We start from the raw sequence: 17,892 nt of genomic DNA on the forward strand, positions 1-17,892 counted from the left end.
ACAATGTGCCCTATATCCATTGTATGAAATTTTAAGAGCCGGTAACTTTGTACTATAAAATTTTATTAAAATTAAGTTTATGGAAACAAGTGTTAAAGCCGTTTGGCAAGGAAGTTTTAAACAGGGAAACGGACAATTGGATATTGAAAATTCGAAATTGAATAGCATAGCATTTAAACCTTCTTATGCTAAAAATGATGGCAGTTTTAGCAATCCGGAAGAATTGCTCGCTTCTGCTCACGCTTCGTGTTATACAATGACATTGGCTTATATCCTCGGAGAAAACGGACTTTCTGCCGACACTATTGAAACAAGTATTTCGCTGGTGATAAGCAACAATGTTATCAGCAATTCCAATTTGACATTACAAGCTAAAATTCCTGGAATAAATGAAGAACAGTTCCAAGTTTTTGCACAGAAAGCCAAGGAAATGTGTCCAGTCGGCAATGCACTTAAGATTGATATTTCTTTAGAGGCTATACTGTTAAAATAAAAATTGGTTAACCAAACAGAATACTGTTCAACCCGTTTATTTTTAATGAACCAGCAATATTACCGATACTTTATTATTGCTAACTGAAGATGTGGTTAAATGTTTATTTATCAAAATGGTAGTTTAATAATTCATAATGGTATAAGCTAGACCTAAGTTTAGCGTTAAATTTGACGAATAATATAAATAAAATAGTTATGAGTAAAGCTTTGATTATTATAGACGTTCAAAATGATTATTTTGAAAATGGTGCTATGGAATTGGTTAACCCTATTCCTGCTAGTGAAAATACAAAAAAATTGCTTGAGCACTTTAGAAAAGAGAACTTGACTGTAGTACATGTACAGCATGTATCTCCAGAAGGTGCACCATTTTTTGCACCTGGTACCAGAGGTGTTGAAATACACGATAATGTAAAGCCATTGGAAGGTGAAAAAGTAATTACCAAGCATTATCCAAATAGTTTTCGGGACACTGATCTATTAGCATATCTGAAAGAGAACGATATTACTGAACTTGTGATTACAGGTATGATGACCCATATGTGTGTAGATGCTGGTACTCGCGCTGCATTTGATTTTGGGTTTGATTGTACGGTGATCAGTGATGCCTGTGCAACTCGTGACCTAGAAATCAATGGTCAGCATGTAAAAGCTGCTGATGTACATCATGCTTTTCTAGCGGCATTAACATTTTTCTATGCTAAAATTCAGGATACTGAAGAATATTTGTCAGCATAGGTGTTCGGTCAATACATAGTATCAGTACCGCTTATTAAAACGCAAAAAAGGGGTCCAATAAAATGGACTCTTTTTGCTTGTATATTATTATTTGACCGTCTTTTTAAGATAAAACAGATTAATTATCATCAAATGCTTTTTTAAAATTATCTTTATTTAAATGGTCGAATACATATAAGAAATTAAGCGAAAAAGGAGATACTCAATAATTTTAAAATGAATACAATCAAATTTCATAAATCTGACTGCGGTGTTGAGGTGTTGCTCAATGTTTTGATTGGTGAAGATGTAAAAGAGAGTTACCTAAATACGGATACTTTTAATACCGATTTTTTTGAAATCGTTATTTTCAAGAAGGTAAAGGGGACGTTGATATTGAATCAGCAGAAAATAAAATTAACAGATAACAGTATTGTTTTTATTTCACCTTTTCAAAAGAGAAAATGGAAATTAGCACCTGATGATCTTGATTTTACTGTACTTGTATTTCAGGAAAATTTTTTGAATGATTTTTTTTCGGACAAATTGTTTACCTATCGTCTTTTGTATTTTTATCAATTGAATTTTCCGCTCGATATTCTCGTGGAACGGGAGGAGATAGCTAAAATCTGTGCCATGCTATCCGAGATTAAGCTTGAACTTGTTTCTCCTCAACCGGATAGTTCACATATCATCCGGTCGCTTACTTATTACCTTCTGCAAAAATTCAATCGTGTATATGCTATTCAGAATAAGTTATCATTGGATAATACTGAGCATAATTTTGCTTACCAATACAAACTCTTGCTGGAACTTCATATTCGACATCATCAAAGAATCGAAGATTATGTGAAACTATTGGGAGTAAGCCGAATTACGCTAAATGCTGTCGTAAAAAAGCTGTTCCATGTAACAGCAACTCATCTTTTGAAACAACGGCTCCTTTTTGAAATTAAAAACGATTTGATCCATTCAGGTAAAACAATAACTGAAATAGCTTACGAGTTAAACTTTTCAGAACCCAATCATCTGATGCGTTTCTTTAAAGCACAAACAGGTATGACGGCTGGACAGTTTTACGCTAATTATCAAAATGGTATCTTTTCATAACTTCTTGGTAGAATGGGCTCGATCATTCTGCACTACTTTTGTACCTATAAAAGGTTAGGAGATTCTTCAATGCATTGATTGTAATCACCTTTATTAAAAGATACAAAATAATAGATATGAGAAAATTGATTTTAAGTGTGGCGTTAGGCATAATGGCTTTTTCCACATTTGCCCAGACAAAAAAGATAAAAAATGCAAGCATTCAGCTGATCAGAAATGCGACTGTTGTTTTCCAATATTGCGAAAAAGAATTCCTTATTGATCCGATGTTGGCTAAAAAAGGGGCTTATCCAGGTTTTCCGGGTACAGCAAATTCACATTTACGTAATCCTATGGTGGAACTGCCTGTGGAGGTAAAAAATTTATTAAATCCGGATGCCCTAATTGTCACCCATATGCATGCGGATCACTGGGATGAAGTAGCCGTAAAGATGCTTCCAAAAGATAAAACCGTATTTGCACAAAATGATGCTGATGCTGCAGCAATCAAACTACAAGGATTTAATAATATTGAGGTGCTGGACGCGGATAGTCATTATGGCAATATCAAATTGCAAAAAACACATGCACAACATGGCTCTGACGAAGCGTATGCGGATGCACAAATGGCGAAATTATTAGGACACGCATCGGGAATATTTTTTACTCATGCCGATCAGAAGTCTGTATATTTTGCTGGTGATGCAATCTGGAATCAAGATTTTGAGTCACAATTGAAAAAACTGAATCCTGATGTTGTCGTACTGAACACAGGTGACGCTCAAGTAGATGGTATTGGTGCCATTATCATGGGAAAAGAAGATGTCTATAAAGTGCACCAAATCTTGCCACAGGCAACTATTATCGCAATTCACATGGAAGCAATTAATCACTGTATTCTAACGCGCAAAGCATTGGCTGACTATGTAGAAGAAAAGGGGATTGCCGATAAAGTAATCATACCGGCAGATGGACAAAAAATAGTACTTTAAGCAGCGGTAACAAATTGTTTTTTTAGATATAAGCATGTGTATTCATGCTAGAAGGAGCACATCTATCATGTGCTCCTTTCTGTATATCATCGGTTGGATATATGGTTGGCAAGTACCATCGATACGTTGGAAAATAGCCGTTTTATTTATTTAAATGATCTATTTATACAGACTATTTCCATGTGTTTTTGATCAATCTATACATCGATTTGAATAATAAAACTATGTGCACGAAAACCGAAATCTATATACTCCAAAAGCGTCTAATTTTGCGATTGAATCTGATTTATGTAAATCAACTATTTTTTATTTTTTAATTGAAAAAAAAATGTGCAATCTTAAAACGTTATCGCTATTAAAATTAGGAGTAATGACGCTATTCTGTTTAGTCGCGACATCCTGTACTAAGGATACGATAGTCAATGGTTATCTACCTCCATTACCTATACCGGATGGCGTTTCCGTAACCTATGGTGACACCCTTTCTTATCAGCTTCCTGAAGAATATAGCGCCGATGATATTTCTTTGGAAATAACTGTCGACCATCCTGGTCAACAGGTCGATAAGGATCACTCTTTGTTGGATCTTGTAAAGCAGTCAATTAAATTTGATCGTGAGCATTCAAGGATGTTTATTTATTCTGGTAAATTATATCCAAACAATACGTTTTCATCCGAATTTCAGAATACGATCCCAGAAAATTACCCTATTATCATTACTTCTAAAACTGAAAATGGTTTAAAGGGGTTTTCAAAAAAAATTAATCTGGTTGTAAACCCTGCTCAGCTTTATTTAAAAAATGAACCAAATGCCACAGTGCTACTGACTCCATATTGCCTGTACAACGATCCCCAAAATACATTTGATCTGGTAGTGGATAACTTCAATATGGAAGGTGCAATTTTTCAATTTGATCCTTCATACGGCAATAAAGATCAGCATGTCAATATCGTCAATAATCAGATTGTGGTATCTGATAAAGCTGGTGATCCGAATAAAAAGAAAGAGTGGGTATATACTTTGAGACCAATACTTTTCAAAAACGGTTATAAATTGGCAGAAAGAGATCTTAAATTATCGATATTGCCAGAACCTAAACTGTTTTATGGGATCTATTATCAGGACTTTGACCTAACAATCATTTACAACCGTTTTGTTATCCCTTTGGGTAATTCTTTTAAATCTGATGCCCCGGTGGTAAATCCTGGACGGTTTAAAGGCAAATTTAGCATTAAAGCCATCACTCTAAATGATAATGGTTTTAATGATAGTAATGCGATTTTTTCTATTGATGAAACTTCTGGAATCATCCAGGTAAAGAAAAACAGTTCTTTAAACGAGGGAACATATAAGTTGATTATTGAAAGTAAATCTCCAGATGGAGTAATGCTTAGTACAGATTTTAATTTAGTGATGCAAATTCTGTCCGATAATTAACAACGTAGATCAGGATCTATATAGCCTCAGAAGTAGGCTATATAGATTTTAAACATCTGCTGAGGTACCTGAAAAAAGTACTGCGATTTAAGTCGAAATGTTTCTAAATTGCTTAAAAATAGCGTATATTTGAACTTTATGAAAAGAGTACTTTTATATTTCCTATCTGTCCTCATGCTGTTTCAGGCATGCTGGGGAGTAGTGGTTGTAAGTGCTTTTTATATCAATCGTGATTATATAGCGCAATATCTCTGTGAAAATAGAGATGCTCCTCAGTTGCATTGCAAGGGCACATGTGTATTGATGAAGAAAATGAAAAAAGCGCGAGAAGATGAAAAGAAAAATATAGAAAATAAAATAAAGGAAGCGCAAGCCTTTGTTTTAATACCATCTACCGTGCTTAATATGCCTGCGATTTTTGTCGATCATACGACAAATACAAATTTTGATATGCGCCATTCTCATTATACTTTTAATCGTATTAATCGTATTTTGCGACCACCTAGCTGCTAATATCCTCATCTAGTCTTTCTGACTATTTATTTCGCTATCTCATTTTGAAATAAACCGATAGCTATACCCTTATTTATTTTGAATTTCTCGTGCTTGATAATTAATATTCAAGACTGTAGAACGCTATTATTTATTAAGTTTTTAATGCGCGCTAAATTATCGATACTTCTTGTCTTAGCCATTTTCATACAAGCAACGAGCTGTACCTGGATCTGTATGGGTTTTGAGCTCAATAAGGATTATATTACAACCCAATTATGCATTAATCGGTTTGAGCCGGCAGTGACCTGCAGTGGATTCTGTTATATCGATAAGCAGTTGGAAAAGGAAAGAGACCAACAAGATCCTGCTCCTAAAGCGAAGCAGATCGATCTGAATATTTATCTTCCTTTGACCTGTTTTTTACTGAAGTCTGACGAAGACTTTACTGATTTACGTGCTGCACATTTGTTTTTTCAGCGCTATCTTGTATTGGAGGGGACGGATAGATTTATTTTCAAGCCACCCATTTTGTTTTTTGTATAGTCGATTATCTCACTTTGCAATTACATTAATTATGGTTATAAAAACAGAAAATATTAACACAATATCATTAAACAATATTGATCCCGATCATATTGGCTTAATCGTATACAATCTAAAAGATGACTATAGTTGTCTTCAAAATCTGCATCTACCAAATCGAAGAACATTTTATACGGTTATTTATTTAACATCAGGACTTATTACGTTGAATATTGACAAGTATAACTGTCAATTACAGCAACAACAGGTTATGTTTTTCAGCCCTAGTACCGTATTGAGTTTGTTGACAGAAAATGATCAAAAAGACGGTTGGGTTATTTTATTTGAAGAGCATTTTTTTACGCAACGGTACAACGATAATGTACTGCATCATTTTTCATTTTTAAAAACGCAAAAGATGCAATCCCAAAATGTTGCTGTTGAACAGCAGTTAGGTTGGCCTATGATTTTAGAAACAATGCATCGCGAATATTTATTTAGCCATCCTGACGCTAAAAATATACTGCGTTCCTACTTGAATATTTTTTTGGGAACACTCAGCCGCAATGTCAATACTGAAGGAACTGAAATACCAAAAAATGAAAAAGAGGAGAAGGTGATCTCTTTTGAACGCTTGATCAGCGAGCAATTTGCGCATGAGCGCTTGCCTTCATTCTATGCTGATCAGCTTTTTATTTCCACGAATTATCTCAATCGTTTGTGTCAGGAAAGGAGAGGGATATCTGCTGGCCAACTGATAAGGGAGCGCGTACTGATGGAGGCTGAACGCCTCCTCATTCATACCTATAAGAATATTTCGGAAATCTCTTTTGAACTTGGTTTTGAAAATGTATCCTATTTTATTACTTTCTTTAAAAAGAAATATGGTGTGAGTCCTGAAGAATATAGGAAAAAGCAGTAACCATTTTGCAGAACAGAAAAGGGGTGAAATTGATCAATATTTCATCCCTTTTTTTGTTTTTATCAATTCTTACCGCCAGCTTTTTTAATGATGTCGGATGTGAAATTTCTTTCTATTTCGAATCTTCTTGTCTCAGGTATTCCAGAATTGCGATTGCTTCTTGAGGGTTTAACCCTAGAGCCGCCATTGCTCCATCGTAAGTTTTGCTGAGTGCTATTGCATCTGCATCTTCTGCTAGCATCTTATCAGGGGTCAAGATCATATTCATCATCCATTCTGGCGTTCTTTTTTTTGTGACGCCATAAAGTGCTGGACCTATTTTATCTTCCTTGATTTCATGACACATCGTACACTTGACAATGAATAATTTATTGCCCTCATCGGCTAATTTTTGATCGAATGGTTTGTGTTCAAAACTCGTGATGCCGCCTACACCTTTATTTCCTTCTTTTAGAAAATCATTTACTTGAAGCGTTACTGGAGTGGGTTCTTCAACAGCAGGTTCGTTTTTTTTTGCACCTGAGTCTGCAGTGTTGTTAGCATTACATGCAACCATGCTGAATATACAGCATGATACGAGTATGGATATGGAGCTAATAGATTTCATATTATGTTATTTTTTTAGAGCTTAAGACAATCTTTTTGCTTTTTTAAAAGCTGTAGGACAAATGGGTAAGAAACCGATCGCCAGCTTCTACACGACCGCCAGCAAGATTTTGGCTTAAAGGGGATTGATAGTTACCGCCGAATGATATTTTTCCGATATTGACTTCTATACCTATAATTCCTGTGGTGGAGTTTCCGCCAGACTGTGCGACATCATATTTTCCAAAGACGACATCCTTTGGCTGTGTCTCATAAGTGACACCAGCATTAGGTGCTATACGTACCTGATCGCGTATATTAAATTTATAATATGCGAGTGCATTGGCAGTGAATTTATTGGCGTATCTGTAATCGTATTTGTTTTCCGTGTTCAATTTGTATGTGGTATTGACATTCAGACCTAGATCCATCAGCCTTACATCATAGGCAAGATTGAACATAAAGTCTGTACTGGCGGTACCCAATTGAAAGTTATTTGGTGAGTCCTGAGCCGCATTACTGCGTTCGCTTGCATCGTACTTGCCCGTAGGTGCTTTTACACCTGCGCCTATCCATAGCGAGTGGACGAGCATTTTGTTGGATGCGGTGCCTTTCGCTTCTTCAAATATTTTGAAATAGCCCATTGCTACGACATCGCCCATTCCATTTTTCTTCCCCTGCTCTCCGCTGCCTTTTATGGTACGCGTGTTGAAGTTATAGGGCAAAATTGCCATTACCCGCCACCGCTGACCGATATTCCATGCACCCCACATTTCCATGCTTTGATAGGTTTCATCGGCGGTAATTGGCGTGCGATTGCCGGTAGGTCCTAAGTGTGTGAGAAGCGATTTATGTTGATAGCGAAGCCCAATAAAGCGTTTATTGAAGTCTGGTAAAATACCAATGTAATAACTGCCGACACCACATCCACAGATATCACATGCTTTTGAGATAGGGATCATCAGTCCGCATGCTAATGCGGTCAATAGACCGTATATCGTATTTTTTTTAAGGTGTTTGTATGTATTCATTTGTCGCTGTTTTTATGATAATATGTCGAAAATTGTATATGCTTGTCATCTGTGCTTACTGTTGATCTACATGTTAAATCCGATATAGGAATGTAAGAAGAGGACCAATGCTGCTTGAAAATCAGATGATCAATTGACAACAAAGCCCGAATTTATTTCGGGTTCTGCCAATAGCTTATTGGTCAAGAAATCCCGGTCATCTAAAGTTTTTAAAAATGCTATCAGATTATCTTTTTCAGTATCGCTCATTTTTATACCTAACGATCCATCCGCTTGTCTAAAAACGGGGTCAAGGGTAGGGGAATCAACCATTCCTGTCCGGTAATGTTCAATAACCCGATTTAAGGTCAGAAAACGTCCATCGTGCATATAAGGGGCAGTATAGGAAATATTACGAAGGCTAGGGACTTTAAATTTATATCTATCGGCGGGATTTAAGGTCACAGAATCTCGACCGGTGTCGTTAGCTCGATTAGGAGAAAGTCCATTATTACGGTAGCTTCTATCGGTAAACAGGGGCTCGTTGTGGCAGGATGAACAGTTTTTTTGGTAAAAAAGATAGCCTTTTTGTTCTTGTTCAGTAAAGGCATATCCTGCTTCTTTGCGCATCACATGATCGTATTTAGCATTGTTGCTTACAGCCATTAGCATGTATTGTGATAGGGCTTTGAAAAAACGTGCATCGGTTATTTCATCTGTCCCAAAGGCTTTTTTAAATAGCGCAGGATAATCAGGATGTGCTCTTAATTTTCTAAGCACATTGGGTACTGTTTCATCCATTTCAACAGGATTTGTGATCGCGTTGACTGCTGCAAGATCTAAATCAAAGACGCCTCCGTCCCAAAAGAATTCTTTTTGCCAAGCCATGTTCATAATAGGCATAGGATTGCGTATGCCTAGCCGATCATCAATACCGTGACTCACATCGTGACCATGATGGGTAAATGCTGCAGACTGGATGTGGCAACTGCCACAGGCAACGGTATTGTTACGGGATAAGCGCGGTTCGTAAAAAAGACGCTTGCCCAATTCAAAGCCTTCTTTTGTAATCATGTTTCTAGAAAAATTATAAGTTGGCTCAGGAAAATTACTTGGTTTCAAGAAGCCTGTGAAGAGGTCAGGAATTGAGTCTTCACCTTTTTTGCATGCCCATACGAGGGCAACAATTCCAATTAGCACAAATATTTTTTTCATCAGTTATAATTCATCTTCACTTTTCACAAAATTTTCGGTATGATCATGTGTGAAAAAATGCGGGAAATTGTTGGCAATATTCACACTGTATTCACTGAACATGACATTGGGATGCTCCACAATACTGAATGTGTGTGGACCATTGAATATTTTCATGATATCGACAAATAGGTGGACGTTACTGCGTAACCCTTCTCTCACTTGTGCTGTTCCTGCAGTTTTCAGATCTACTGTAATGGTCTTGATATTGTTCAAGGTGGGGGCATTGTAACCTCCAAACCCACCGATATGATATTTGAACTGTTTATTTCCAGTGGGATCTCCTTGTTGATTGTCGGAGATCAAATCGCAGTAACCTTCCATCTTAAAGAAGATATAACCGCTGTTCCATCCCCAGTACATACCTCCACCTTCGTGTCCTTCTTCTGGATTAAATGATAGTACGCCAGTCCGTTTTTCTACAGGCATCGAACTTCTTGCACTGTCTACACCGATGACAAATTCAACTTTTTCATAGTTTCCTTCGGGCACTTTTACTTTTGTGAAACGTGTGGTACGATCGGCTGCGTTTACTAAAAAATAACTGTCATCCTGAGGTACTGTATAGCTACTGCCATCTGCTTTATAGAGCTTGATATTGCTGATGAAATATTGCAACAATTTAATTCTAAAGGATTCTCCCTTTGCATTTTTATAAACTCGGGGTTCGAAACTCAAAGTTTCTTCGCCCATTATATTGTCAAATTCGATAGAGAATTGTCCAGTTTTTTCTTCATCGGGGGTAGGTGCTTCAGTTTTGCTGCATGCTCCTGTTATTGTTAATAGCAGGATTATCATCGCTGTAATAGCGGTTCTACTGCCTACATTTGTTTTGTCTTTTTTCATTTCTTATTTGGATTAGAAAAATTGGTTTCATTTAAAAATATATCGTCTGTCAATGCTTCTAGAAATGATTTTATTTCTGTCATTTCTTTATCGCTCATGGCTATGCCAGGATTTTCATTTTGATCGTAAAGAAGTCGGTCTGTGACCGGACTATGCTTAATACCAGATCTGTAGTGCTGCAACACCTGATCAAGTGATTTGAATCTTCCATCGTGCATATAGGGTGCAGAGCGTGTTACGTTTCTTAGAGTTGGTGTTTTAAAGGCACCCAGATCTATCGGATTAAAAGATATGCGATAACGTCCGCGATGTATCCATTCGTTGGAGTCATCGGTAAAGTCATCATCAATACCGTTATTATGGAAAGCATTGTCTGTGAACAGTTCTCCACTATGGCATGTCCCACATTTTTGTTTTACAAGATGCATTCCACGTAGTTCCCCTGCGGAAAGGGCTTTCAAATCTTGCCCACTTCGATAATTGTCATAACGCGAATTGCTCGATATCAAGGTTCGCTGAAATTGCGCCAATGCTTTTGCGGCACCTTGTGCTGATGGTTTTTCAGCAAAAGCTTGCTGAAATAAGTTGACGTAAAATTCACTAGCTATCAGCCGGTTGGCCAAAGTGACTAAGGACATTCCCATTTCGTCAGCATGTGTAAGCGGTCCAAAGGCCTGTGATTCTAGATTTGTTGCACCACCGTCCCAAAAAAATCCTTGATCAGTCCATGCTAGATTAATCAATGTCGGAGAATGCCGCTCAAGTGTTTTTCCTGATACACCTGCAGCCGTAAGTGCCACTCCATCTGCAAATGCTCGTTCTTGATGATGACAGCTTGCACAGCTTACCTGCATATTTGCAGATAACAAGGGGTCATAAAAAAGATGACGACCTAGATTTACTCCTTCAACCGTCAGGGGGTTGTCGAGCATCTTTGTTGGTGCCGGAAAATGGGCCGGGACTTTTAGCATCAAAGGAGTAGGAGTTTGATCCGGTAGCGGAGTGTCCACTTGTACTTTACCACATGAGATCGTGCACAAGCTTAATACTATGCTTGTGAAAACTCCTACTTTTAGTCCTTTGCCTATCATCATACTATTTTGCTATAGCAGTCGAACTTGTGCTTTTTAATGTGATGGCCTTGGTAAGCAGATTGTCTTTTAACTGTGTCATGAGCTCCTTTTTGGATGCGCTGATCAATCTGTTGGACCATGGGTTTTCGATATCGATTACTTTTTTGACATCCAATTCTAAGTTGATATTTGATTTCATCTGCGCATTAATAGTGATCGCTTTATCTAGTTTAATTTCTTTCTCCGTATAGAGATTGTTTGAAGCGAAGTCCCAAAAGAATGTTTGTGAAGCAGGAGCTTCCGGAGATGCTTTTACCCAGGTCATTTTTCCATTTACCACAAAAAACTTATAACTGGTGAACCACATCCAATTTTCAAAAGCCATACCATTTAAGGAGGATAATTCGCCAGCACGTAGGGTTAAATTATCGTTGTATTTTGAATCAACTCCGACAGCAAATTTTATAGCAGTATAATCACCTGCTGGTATAGAACCTATCTGCACCTGTTCTCTTTTATTTGCAGGATATTTTTTGTCAAATGATCCCTCTTGTACAGGAATTTCCACATTTTCTTCGATGAGGTAGTAGGATTCTGGTACTTTGAATTCTTCGCCAGCAGCATTGACTAAACGAACGTTGCTGACCCAATAACGAAGCTGGCTGAACTCATATTTTAGATCAAACTGACCAGTAGCATTGCTGAGTTTGAAATCATATGCTTTGTTCAATTCGAAGTCAGCATCACCATATCGGGCATCAAATATTAAAGTGGTACTACCTGATGCTGCATCAATGTTAGGTTGAACGACTGTTTCTTTTTCACATGCTGTCAATAATAGGATGCAGGAAAATAGGCTAAATGCTCCTTTTTTTGAATAGTTTTTCATTTTATTATGTTATAATTTGTTTTGTTAAATTTTTGTGATTTATTATTTGATTTTGATAGGATAGACCAAACTATCTTGTGATACTGTTTCCCCATTTTTCAAAAGCTTAACTTTGATAACCCAGTCTCCAGACATCGTGAAATTGACTAAGCCGGAATAACGGCCATTTCCCTTGCTTTCAGCATCTTTATTCTCTGGAGAGCCATGTTTCATAGCAGGCATAAAAGGTTCTACGGCTATGGTATATCCATCTAGATTGGTAAAGGTCTCTCTGTCCATTTTGTGTAAGGCAAATTCGATATTGTGCTTACCTGACTCGACCTCATTAGGAATTAAACAGGATACGAATACGCGATCATCTGTCGTTGTTCCTGTAGCTATAGTGCGGGGTATAGTCGCTTGTTGTACTGGGAGGGCAAAAGTCAAGGTATCTGTTTTATCTTTTCCTTTGAGTAAAGTTTTGAATAGCCATCCTCTCCCCATATCCTTCATATTGGCCATGATAAATACCATATCAGCTTGAAAAATGCCGTTTCCTTTGTTGACTAGAGCGTCATAAGGTCCACCATGGGACATCATTCCCATATCCATTGTGATTTCGTAATTTACTTCTTGGTCATTTATTGGATTTCCTTTTCCATCTTCTAATCTCAAGTATAGGCTTTCAAATTTATTGGTTAGACTATCTGGTGTCCAGAGTGATACTTGATGACCTACAAAGGTTGTGTCTCCAAGCATGATCATACTGGAAAGATCTATGCTATTTGAAGCATGTTTATTTTCTGACTGTGTTGCAGTTGATTTCGTCATATTATTGCAGCCGTAGAAAGATGTCTGTACTAGAATTAATGTGATGTAAAGGATCGTTATTTTTATTATACGCTTCATAATTGTTTTTATTAATGTTGTTGAAATAAGTTATCGCTGATCCAATAATTGTTGAATATCTTGTATGGCAACTTTCACGGAGTCCATCTCAATACCACTGTAGACACCTCTTACATGCCCTTTTCCATCTACGAGTGTAAATACACCACTATGATCAAAACCACCTGGTGCATCTGGGCTTTCTGTGGCAAATGAGAAATAACCTGCGGCTCCCGCAATGTCATATACTGTTGCTTTTGGGCCATTGACAAATTTCCATAGGTCTGGTGCGCCCAGTTTTTGAGCATAGGTTTTTAAAACCGATGGCGTATCATGATCTGGATCTATGGTATGCGAAAGGATGGCAAAACGTGGCTCGTTCTGAAAATGTTTGGCTACCTCAAGCATGTGTTTGGACATGATCGGACAGATGGTCGGGCAGCGAGTGAAAAAGAAATCGGCAAGATATATTTTACCTTTTAAATCTTCATTGCTGATCCAGTTACTATCTTGATCCACAAAACGAAATTGGGGTATACGATGATAGCTTGTATCACTTTGTGTAATACCATCTTTTGAAGTGGAAATGATTTCTTTCTCCCCTAAAATGGGCAGTTCTTTATTTTGGCTAGATGATGCGCATCCTACCATACCCATGAACAGCGCAATAGATGCACAGCCAAGAAATATATGCTTATGTTTTGATAACATTTATGTTGATGTTATGATTAATGGTTCTGTATATGGCTAACCTGTGCAACACTTGTAGCTCATAAATGAGTACGATGTAGCGGAGCGATTCAAAATAATGAATAGCGTGTACTGGATAGCCTATATAGGTATCAATTAATGCTGAGAAATGAAAAGTCTTTGATGACAGATGATGTCAATTGTTTTGTACAATTAAGCGGAAAAGAGGGGTGGGTGGAAGATTGTTTCTGCAAAAAGGAAAGTATAGCTCATATCTTGTGGATAGTGCTTGGTAATACGTCGTGCAATGCGATTATTTTTCGGAAATTCGAAGGTGTCAAGATGATGAATAGAAGCTAACTGCTCTAAGTTAACGGTTGCTTGTTTTGCTTCTTTTTCAGCCTGCTTCTTCAGCTTTTTCATGAGTACACATTGACCTTTACAATGCATGGTAGGTTTATCAATGTTTTCACACGATTTGAGATATTCTTTTGTGTTTAATTTGTAATCAACGAGCATACCTATTCTACTAAACGTCTGGAATAAGAACGTTAGCAGGAGTAAGAATATGGTCAATTGTTTCAAATCAGTGAAATTTTCAACAAATATACCGCCCTATAATCTAATGTAGTTTTGATTTTCGTGCACATTATGTTGTGTTTCGGGACAACTTTGGGTTGTATCAGCAGTTCTTTTTGAAACTATTCTAGAATGCACAAAAGGTGCTTTGTGAGTAGTTAATTTTTTTGTCAGGTATTGTATATTATCAAATACATGACAATGGGTCTTGCACCGTGTTGGGTGATCTTTGGTTAAAGTAAACTGTGATGGAATGAAAATCCTACTGTTGTGCAGATGTTCATTAAGTGATATTTGAGGTATTTATTGTCCTAGATCGGGTAGTATGCCTGCAAACTTTGCTTTGTTCGAATTGTTATCTGAGTCTATTGTCATTCATGTTTACTTAAAGGATTTTTAAAATGGAAAATAAACGGAATATACTCATGATATTGAGCTCCCATGATAGAATGGATGGGACAGATAGTAAAACTGGGGTGTGGTTAGGTGAAATGACAGAACCATATTATAAATTTGAAGAGGCCGGATATCAAGTTCTTTTGGCCAGTCCATTGGGAGGTGAACCACCTCTTGATCCGATGAGTAAGTTAACCGAACACTTGACTAGTGATAACCGTAAGTTTCTGGATGATGAAAACGCACAGCAAAGATTTAAGAATACCGTTCAACTGGAAAGCGTTCAATCTTCTGCCTTTGATGGTGTTTTTATTCCAGGAGGGCATGGTCCTTTATGGGATCTGGCTCGACATCCTGAGGTGTCACGTTTACTGACGGACTTTATCAAAGAGCATAAACCGATCGGGGCTGTGTGTCATGGTCCTGCGGCTTTAGTCGCCCTTGCACAAACAGATCCTGATTTCTTGGTTGGTAAGCACGTGACTGCTTTTACCAATATGGAGGAAAATCTCGTGATGCGAAGTGATTATATCCCTTTTAAATTAGAATCCAGATTAAGAGAATTGGGAGCTTCATTCAGCTCGGCTCCGGTACCTTTTGTACCGCATGTGGTGCGCGATGGAAACTTGGTTACCGGGCAGAACCCACTATCCGCTGGTCCAACAGCGACGAAATTGATTGAAGTGCTTCAAGAGATAAGTCCTAAAGATATTTAATCATTAAGAAATGATAAGATTAGGGATGAAAGGGATGCTGTGTCAGTTAGAACGTTATTATTCTGTAGTTTTTTTTCAATGCAGTAATTGTATCACGGGTAATACAGAAACTGCTTTTACTTAAACAATTACTTGAAGAAAAATATTCCGCAGCCGCTGAAGCCAAAGATATTTTTATTCTCTAAATTTTGGGAGCTTTTATTTTTCCAATACTTAAAGTTCTAAAGGTTCAATCGAGGTGATTGAACCTTTTTTATGAAAATAATAGCGAACACTGTTTCATATATTTATTCGTTCCCCTAACTTTTTTTACATAAAGCTTCGTTTATTTTATTAAAATTATCAATGTTGTCCCCGCAGTTTTAATGAAAAATTCTGTCGTAAATCACTATAATAACTTTCATTCAAGCCTTTCTAAAGCGTTTTAATCGCATCTTATTGTTTTGGAAAGTGCTTATGCTCTTAATTGATATTTTAAAATAGTTAGCTTCTGAAAATTAGGTAAAGAAGTGCTACAGCAGGGAAGATGAATATGCCCAATATGACAGAACTGATGGGTTTTGCAAAATTCAATGTGTATCCGTGTATACTCGAGCGTGTTTTAGGTACTAATAGACGAGGGTCTGAAGGGTTATAATAGAATACACCGAACTTATAATTTTTTAAATTATCCATTGTTTGTAATTAATGATTTATAATTATGCGTGATAAAGCCTTTAAGTACAGCCCTAAACCCGCTTTTGGTTTCATACTAAAGGTAATATATTTCAAGGTTAATTTCAAATTTTGTTGCATTTTAATTGATTATGGCCAATGTGGACAATTAGATTTTATTTCCTTGTTGAAATATTAAGAAATCCATGTAGCGTTACGTTTAACGACGATCCATTTATCTTTAATTTTGTTAAGGATAAAATTTGATCCTCCTCCACAAAGAGGCCCGCAATTGTAATCTAGGGATACAAAGGCTTTTTTTTCATTATGTGATAAGATAGGTATGTGGAAATCATATCTTGAAAAATAATATTCTGGCATTTTTAATTTATTACCGTCCAATACTTTATATACAATAGCAATTTCCTTTGGTACAAAAACCGTATTTAAATTGTTTGTTTGATTAAAATATCCGATAGAATCTAGAGCAGTATTACCTATTACTGTAAGTAATTCATTAATTGTTACACCATTTGGCGATGGTGGTAATTCATCATTAAGTGTATCAATTGAAATTTTGATAAATTGATTATTGATAAATGCTTGGGGTTTATTAGTTTTCATTAATTCATGGTATGAAGAATCATAGGTCAGTATAGCAAGTAATATCTCTTCATAATCTTTTTCTAAAGAGATATGGTTAAATGAGTTTTTTTTAATGTTTTCATTTATACTGGTTTGCTTCTCAATTTTATTTTGGCAAGCGAATAGAACGAATAAAAACGGCAGAAGGTATACTTTCATAAAAATTCTTTTAAAGGGAGATGATAAAATTAAAGAATTTTCATAATATAAATATGGGTCATTGATTAGATTGTTCGATTGTGAACAGGTAGTGTCCGATTATGGTTAAACTGTTGTTCTTATTATTTCTCAACAACCTGTTGGTGAGTGAATTATGTTTTTGGTAGAATAGTTGGCATTGAGATTCATGAAAAATATAAATTAAAAATGATTATTCAATTTATTGACTCTACTCTTGGAAAAATCGCTAATCATGCATTGATTATTTTATTCAGTTTGTTGTTCATGCTAGCATATGATCAGCAGGAGAAAACGATAGCGAGCACAAAACTTGATGAAGGAGTTGAAATACTTAATTTTTTCTTGAGGGGTACTTATGGATTTGATGCCAGTTCTGAAGCTTCTCGAGCTATTGATCGAATTGTTGAGGATGATGCATCTTATGAGAATCAAGACCTGATAAGCTTTTTTTCGCAAATAAGGGCGGGAAATAGCATTGACTATAATGCTGTGATGAGCCTAAAAATATATTATGATTATGATTTAAATTTAAAAATAGTTTATAACGATGGATCGTCTGAAGCACAATGGAATAATTATAACGCGATCAAGTATTTAAAGTTATTGCAGTATTTCATGGTAGGTGCGTTTTACTGAAAGTGATATAGTTGTGGCGTTATTGTGATATATTGAAGATTTTACGATCAACGATGCATTACTTTTTGTAGATATTGTTGAATTCAAGTTAGTAATAATTGATCATCTATCGATTGTGTGTTTTTTGGATCTATAAGATCCAAAATCAAATATTTGTGTTGTTAACGGGCAGGAGCAGGTTGGTACGGGACAGTTATTGTAT

General features: G+C 36.5%; 21 protein-coding genes. 10 read left to right on the top strand and 11 right to left on the bottom strand.

From position 1 onward, the window contains the following. Positions 1-79 precede the first annotated feature (79 nt). The 8 genes from HCX49_RS04475 to HCX49_RS04510 all read left to right on the top strand — a co-directional run bounded on the left by HCX49_RS04475 (position 80) and on the right by HCX49_RS04510 (position 6,670). Positions 80-493, top strand: coding sequence for an OsmC family peroxiredoxin (locus tag HCX49_RS04475; protein WP_168126307.1), 414 nt, complete (start codon positions 80-82; stop codon positions 491-493). 197 nt (positions 494-690) lie between these two features. Further along, the gene (locus HCX49_RS04480) at positions 691-1,233 is read left to right on the top strand and encodes a cysteine hydrolase family protein (RefSeq protein ID WP_168126308.1); all 543 of its coding nucleotides are present in this window, start codon (positions 691-693) and stop codon (positions 1,231-1,233) included. A gap of 216 nt (positions 1,234-1,449) precedes the next feature. Next, a complete protein-coding gene (locus HCX49_RS04485; protein WP_168126309.1) occupies positions 1,450-2,322 on the top strand; it encodes an AraC family transcriptional regulator in 873 nt (290 codons plus the stop codon). A gap of 116 nt (positions 2,323-2,438) precedes the next feature. After that, positions 2,439-3,293, top strand: a complete 855-nt coding sequence (locus HCX49_RS04490; RefSeq protein WP_206368229.1) for an MBL fold metallo-hydrolase — start codon at positions 2,439-2,441, stop codon at positions 3,291-3,293. Between the two features lie 328 nt (positions 3,294-3,621). Continuing rightward, positions 3,622-4,731, top strand: a complete 1,110-nt coding sequence (locus tag HCX49_RS04495; RefSeq protein WP_168126310.1) for a hypothetical protein — start codon at positions 3,622-3,624, stop codon at positions 4,729-4,731. Positions 4,732-4,869: 138 nt separating this feature from the next. Next, the gene (locus tag HCX49_RS04500) at positions 4,870-5,244 is read left to right on the top strand and encodes a hypothetical protein (RefSeq protein WP_132767560.1); all 375 of its coding nucleotides are present in this window, start codon (positions 4,870-4,872) and stop codon (positions 5,242-5,244) included. Between the two features lie 144 nt (positions 5,245-5,388). Then, the gene (locus HCX49_RS04505; RefSeq protein ID WP_108160931.1) at positions 5,389-5,769 is read left to right on the top strand and encodes a hypothetical protein; all 381 of its coding nucleotides are present in this window, start codon (positions 5,389-5,391) and stop codon (positions 5,767-5,769) included. 31 nt (positions 5,770-5,800) lie between these two features. Further along, positions 5,801-6,670, top strand: coding sequence for a helix-turn-helix domain-containing protein (locus HCX49_RS04510; RefSeq protein ID WP_168126311.1), 870 nt, complete (start codon positions 5,801-5,803; stop codon positions 6,668-6,670). 112 nt (positions 6,671-6,782) lie between these two features. Here the strand turns inward: HCX49_RS04510 and HCX49_RS04515 are convergent, their stop codons facing one another. The 9 genes from HCX49_RS04515 to HCX49_RS04555 form a co-directional block, all read right to left on the bottom strand. Then, positions 6,783-7,277 (bottom strand): c-type cytochrome, encoded by a 495-nt coding sequence (locus HCX49_RS04515; protein ID WP_237682713.1) that lies wholly within the window; start codon positions 7,275-7,277, stop codon positions 6,783-6,785. A gap of 43 nt (positions 7,278-7,320) precedes the next feature. Then, positions 7,321-8,286 (bottom strand): transporter, encoded by a 966-nt coding sequence (locus tag HCX49_RS04520; RefSeq protein ID WP_317166807.1) that lies wholly within the window; start codon positions 8,284-8,286, stop codon positions 7,321-7,323. A gap of 129 nt (positions 8,287-8,415) precedes the next feature. Then, positions 8,416-9,480, bottom strand: a complete 1,065-nt coding sequence (locus tag HCX49_RS04525) for a cytochrome-c peroxidase (RefSeq protein ID WP_168126312.1) — start codon at positions 9,478-9,480, stop codon at positions 8,416-8,418. A gap of 3 nt (positions 9,481-9,483) precedes the next feature. Next, entirely contained in the window at positions 9,484-10,365 is an 882-nt protein-coding gene (locus HCX49_RS04530; RefSeq protein WP_168126313.1) for an MbnP family protein, read from the bottom strand. Continuing rightward, the gene (locus HCX49_RS04535) at positions 10,362-11,459 is read right to left on the bottom strand and encodes a cytochrome-c peroxidase (protein ID WP_237682714.1); all 1,098 of its coding nucleotides are present in this window, start codon (positions 11,457-11,459) and stop codon (positions 10,362-10,364) included. The genes HCX49_RS04530 and HCX49_RS04535 overlap by 4 nt, the downstream gene beginning before the upstream one ends. A 1-nt stretch (position 11,460) precedes the next feature. Next, entirely contained in the window at positions 11,461-12,327 is an 867-nt protein-coding gene (locus HCX49_RS04540) for an MbnP family protein (protein WP_168126314.1), read from the bottom strand. A 42-nt stretch (positions 12,328-12,369) separates the two neighbouring features. Next, positions 12,370-13,215, bottom strand: a complete 846-nt coding sequence (locus tag HCX49_RS04545; RefSeq protein WP_168126315.1) for a FixH family protein — start codon at positions 13,213-13,215, stop codon at positions 12,370-12,372. Between the two features lie 30 nt (positions 13,216-13,245). Further along, complete coding sequence (locus tag HCX49_RS04550; RefSeq protein WP_206368231.1) at positions 13,246-13,905, bottom strand: SCO family protein; 660 nt, start codon at positions 13,903-13,905, stop codon at positions 13,246-13,248. A gap of 192 nt (positions 13,906-14,097) precedes the next feature. After that, entirely contained in the window at positions 14,098-14,307 is a 210-nt protein-coding gene (locus HCX49_RS04555) for a hypothetical protein (protein WP_168126316.1), read from the bottom strand. Between the two features lie 557 nt (positions 14,308-14,864). On the opposite strand from HCX49_RS04555, the gene HCX49_RS04560 reads away from it, so the two are divergent. Then, entirely contained in the window at positions 14,865-15,575 is a 711-nt protein-coding gene (locus HCX49_RS04560) for a type 1 glutamine amidotransferase domain-containing protein (RefSeq protein WP_165905813.1), read from the top strand. A 483-nt stretch (positions 15,576-16,058) separates the two neighbouring features. Here the strand turns inward: HCX49_RS04560 and HCX49_RS04565 are convergent, their stop codons facing one another. Continuing rightward, positions 16,059-16,250, bottom strand: a complete 192-nt coding sequence (locus HCX49_RS04565) for a hypothetical protein (RefSeq protein ID WP_084825366.1) — start codon at positions 16,248-16,250, stop codon at positions 16,059-16,061. A gap of 174 nt (positions 16,251-16,424) precedes the next feature. Continuing rightward, entirely contained in the window at positions 16,425-17,033 is a 609-nt protein-coding gene (locus HCX49_RS04570; RefSeq protein ID WP_168126317.1) for a hypothetical protein, read from the bottom strand. A gap of 207 nt (positions 17,034-17,240) precedes the next feature. Here HCX49_RS04570 and HCX49_RS04575 point away from each other — a divergent pair, with 207 nt between their 5' ends. Further along, the gene (locus tag HCX49_RS04575; protein WP_168126318.1) at positions 17,241-17,690 is read left to right on the top strand and encodes a hypothetical protein; all 450 of its coding nucleotides are present in this window, start codon (positions 17,241-17,243) and stop codon (positions 17,688-17,690) included. Positions 17,691-17,892: the final 202 nt, after the last annotated feature.

It is taken from the genome of Sphingobacterium sp. B16(2022), assembly GCF_012030425.1.
Taxonomy (GTDB): domain Bacteria; phylum Bacteroidota; class Bacteroidia; order Sphingobacteriales; family Sphingobacteriaceae; genus Sphingobacterium; species Sphingobacterium anhuiense.

Excerpts from the sequence above, each read along its gene's own strand:
- HCX49_RS04515 (WP_237682713.1), bottom strand. The coding sequence starts at position 7,277 with ATGAAATCTATTAGCTCCATATCCATACTCGTATCATGCTGTATATTC.
- HCX49_RS04480 (WP_168126308.1), top strand. The coding sequence starts at position 691 with ATGAGTAAAGCTTTGATTATTATAGACGTTCAAAATGATTATTTTGAA.
- HCX49_RS04500 (WP_132767560.1), top strand. The coding sequence starts at position 4,870 with ATGAAAAGAGTACTTTTATATTTCCTATCTGTCCTCATGCTGTTTCAG.
- HCX49_RS04550 (WP_206368231.1), bottom strand. The coding sequence starts at position 13,905 with ATGTTATCAAAACATAAGCATATATTTCTTGGCTGTGCATCTATTGCG.
- HCX49_RS04490 (WP_206368229.1), top strand. The coding sequence starts at position 2,439 with ATGAGAAAATTGATTTTAAGTGTGGCGTTAGGCATAATGGCTTTTTCC.
- HCX49_RS04570 (WP_168126317.1), bottom strand. The coding sequence starts at position 17,033 with ATGAAAGTATACCTTCTGCCGTTTTTATTCGTTCTATTCGCTTGCCAA.
- HCX49_RS04510 (WP_168126311.1), top strand. The coding sequence starts at position 5,801 with ATGGTTATAAAAACAGAAAATATTAACACAATATCATTAAACAATATT.
- HCX49_RS04525 (WP_168126312.1), bottom strand. The coding sequence starts at position 9,480 with ATGAAAAAAATATTTGTGCTAATTGGAATTGTTGCCCTCGTATGGGCA.
- HCX49_RS04520 (WP_317166807.1), bottom strand. The coding sequence starts at position 8,286 with ATGAATACATACAAACACCTTAAAAAAAATACGATATACGGTCTATTG.
- HCX49_RS04535 (WP_237682714.1), bottom strand. The coding sequence starts at position 11,459 with ATGATGATAGGCAAAGGACTAAAAGTAGGAGTTTTCACAAGCATAGTA.
- HCX49_RS04555 (WP_168126316.1), bottom strand. The coding sequence starts at position 14,307 with ATGAAAAAGCTGAAGAAGCAGGCTGAAAAAGAAGCAAAACAAGCAACC.
- HCX49_RS04505 (WP_108160931.1), top strand. The coding sequence starts at position 5,389 with ATGCGCGCTAAATTATCGATACTTCTTGTCTTAGCCATTTTCATACAA.
- HCX49_RS04495 (WP_168126310.1), top strand. The coding sequence starts at position 3,622 with ATGTGCAATCTTAAAACGTTATCGCTATTAAAATTAGGAGTAATGACG.
- HCX49_RS04545 (WP_168126315.1), bottom strand. The coding sequence starts at position 13,215 with ATGAAGCGTATAATAAAAATAACGATCCTTTACATCACATTAATTCTA.
- HCX49_RS04565 (WP_084825366.1), bottom strand. The coding sequence starts at position 16,250 with ATGGATAATTTAAAAAATTATAAGTTCGGTGTATTCTATTATAACCCT.
- HCX49_RS04540 (WP_168126314.1), bottom strand. The coding sequence starts at position 12,327 with ATGAAAAACTATTCAAAAAAAGGAGCATTTAGCCTATTTTCCTGCATC.
- HCX49_RS04485 (WP_168126309.1), top strand. The coding sequence starts at position 1,450 with ATGAATACAATCAAATTTCATAAATCTGACTGCGGTGTTGAGGTGTTG.
- HCX49_RS04530 (WP_168126313.1), bottom strand. The coding sequence starts at position 10,365 with ATGAAAAAAGACAAAACAAATGTAGGCAGTAGAACCGCTATTACAGCG.
- HCX49_RS04560 (WP_165905813.1), top strand. The coding sequence starts at position 14,865 with ATGGAAAATAAACGGAATATACTCATGATATTGAGCTCCCATGATAGA.
- HCX49_RS04475 (WP_168126307.1), top strand. The coding sequence starts at position 80 with ATGGAAACAAGTGTTAAAGCCGTTTGGCAAGGAAGTTTTAAACAGGGA.
- HCX49_RS04575 (WP_168126318.1), top strand. The coding sequence starts at position 17,241 with ATGATTATTCAATTTATTGACTCTACTCTTGGAAAAATCGCTAATCAT.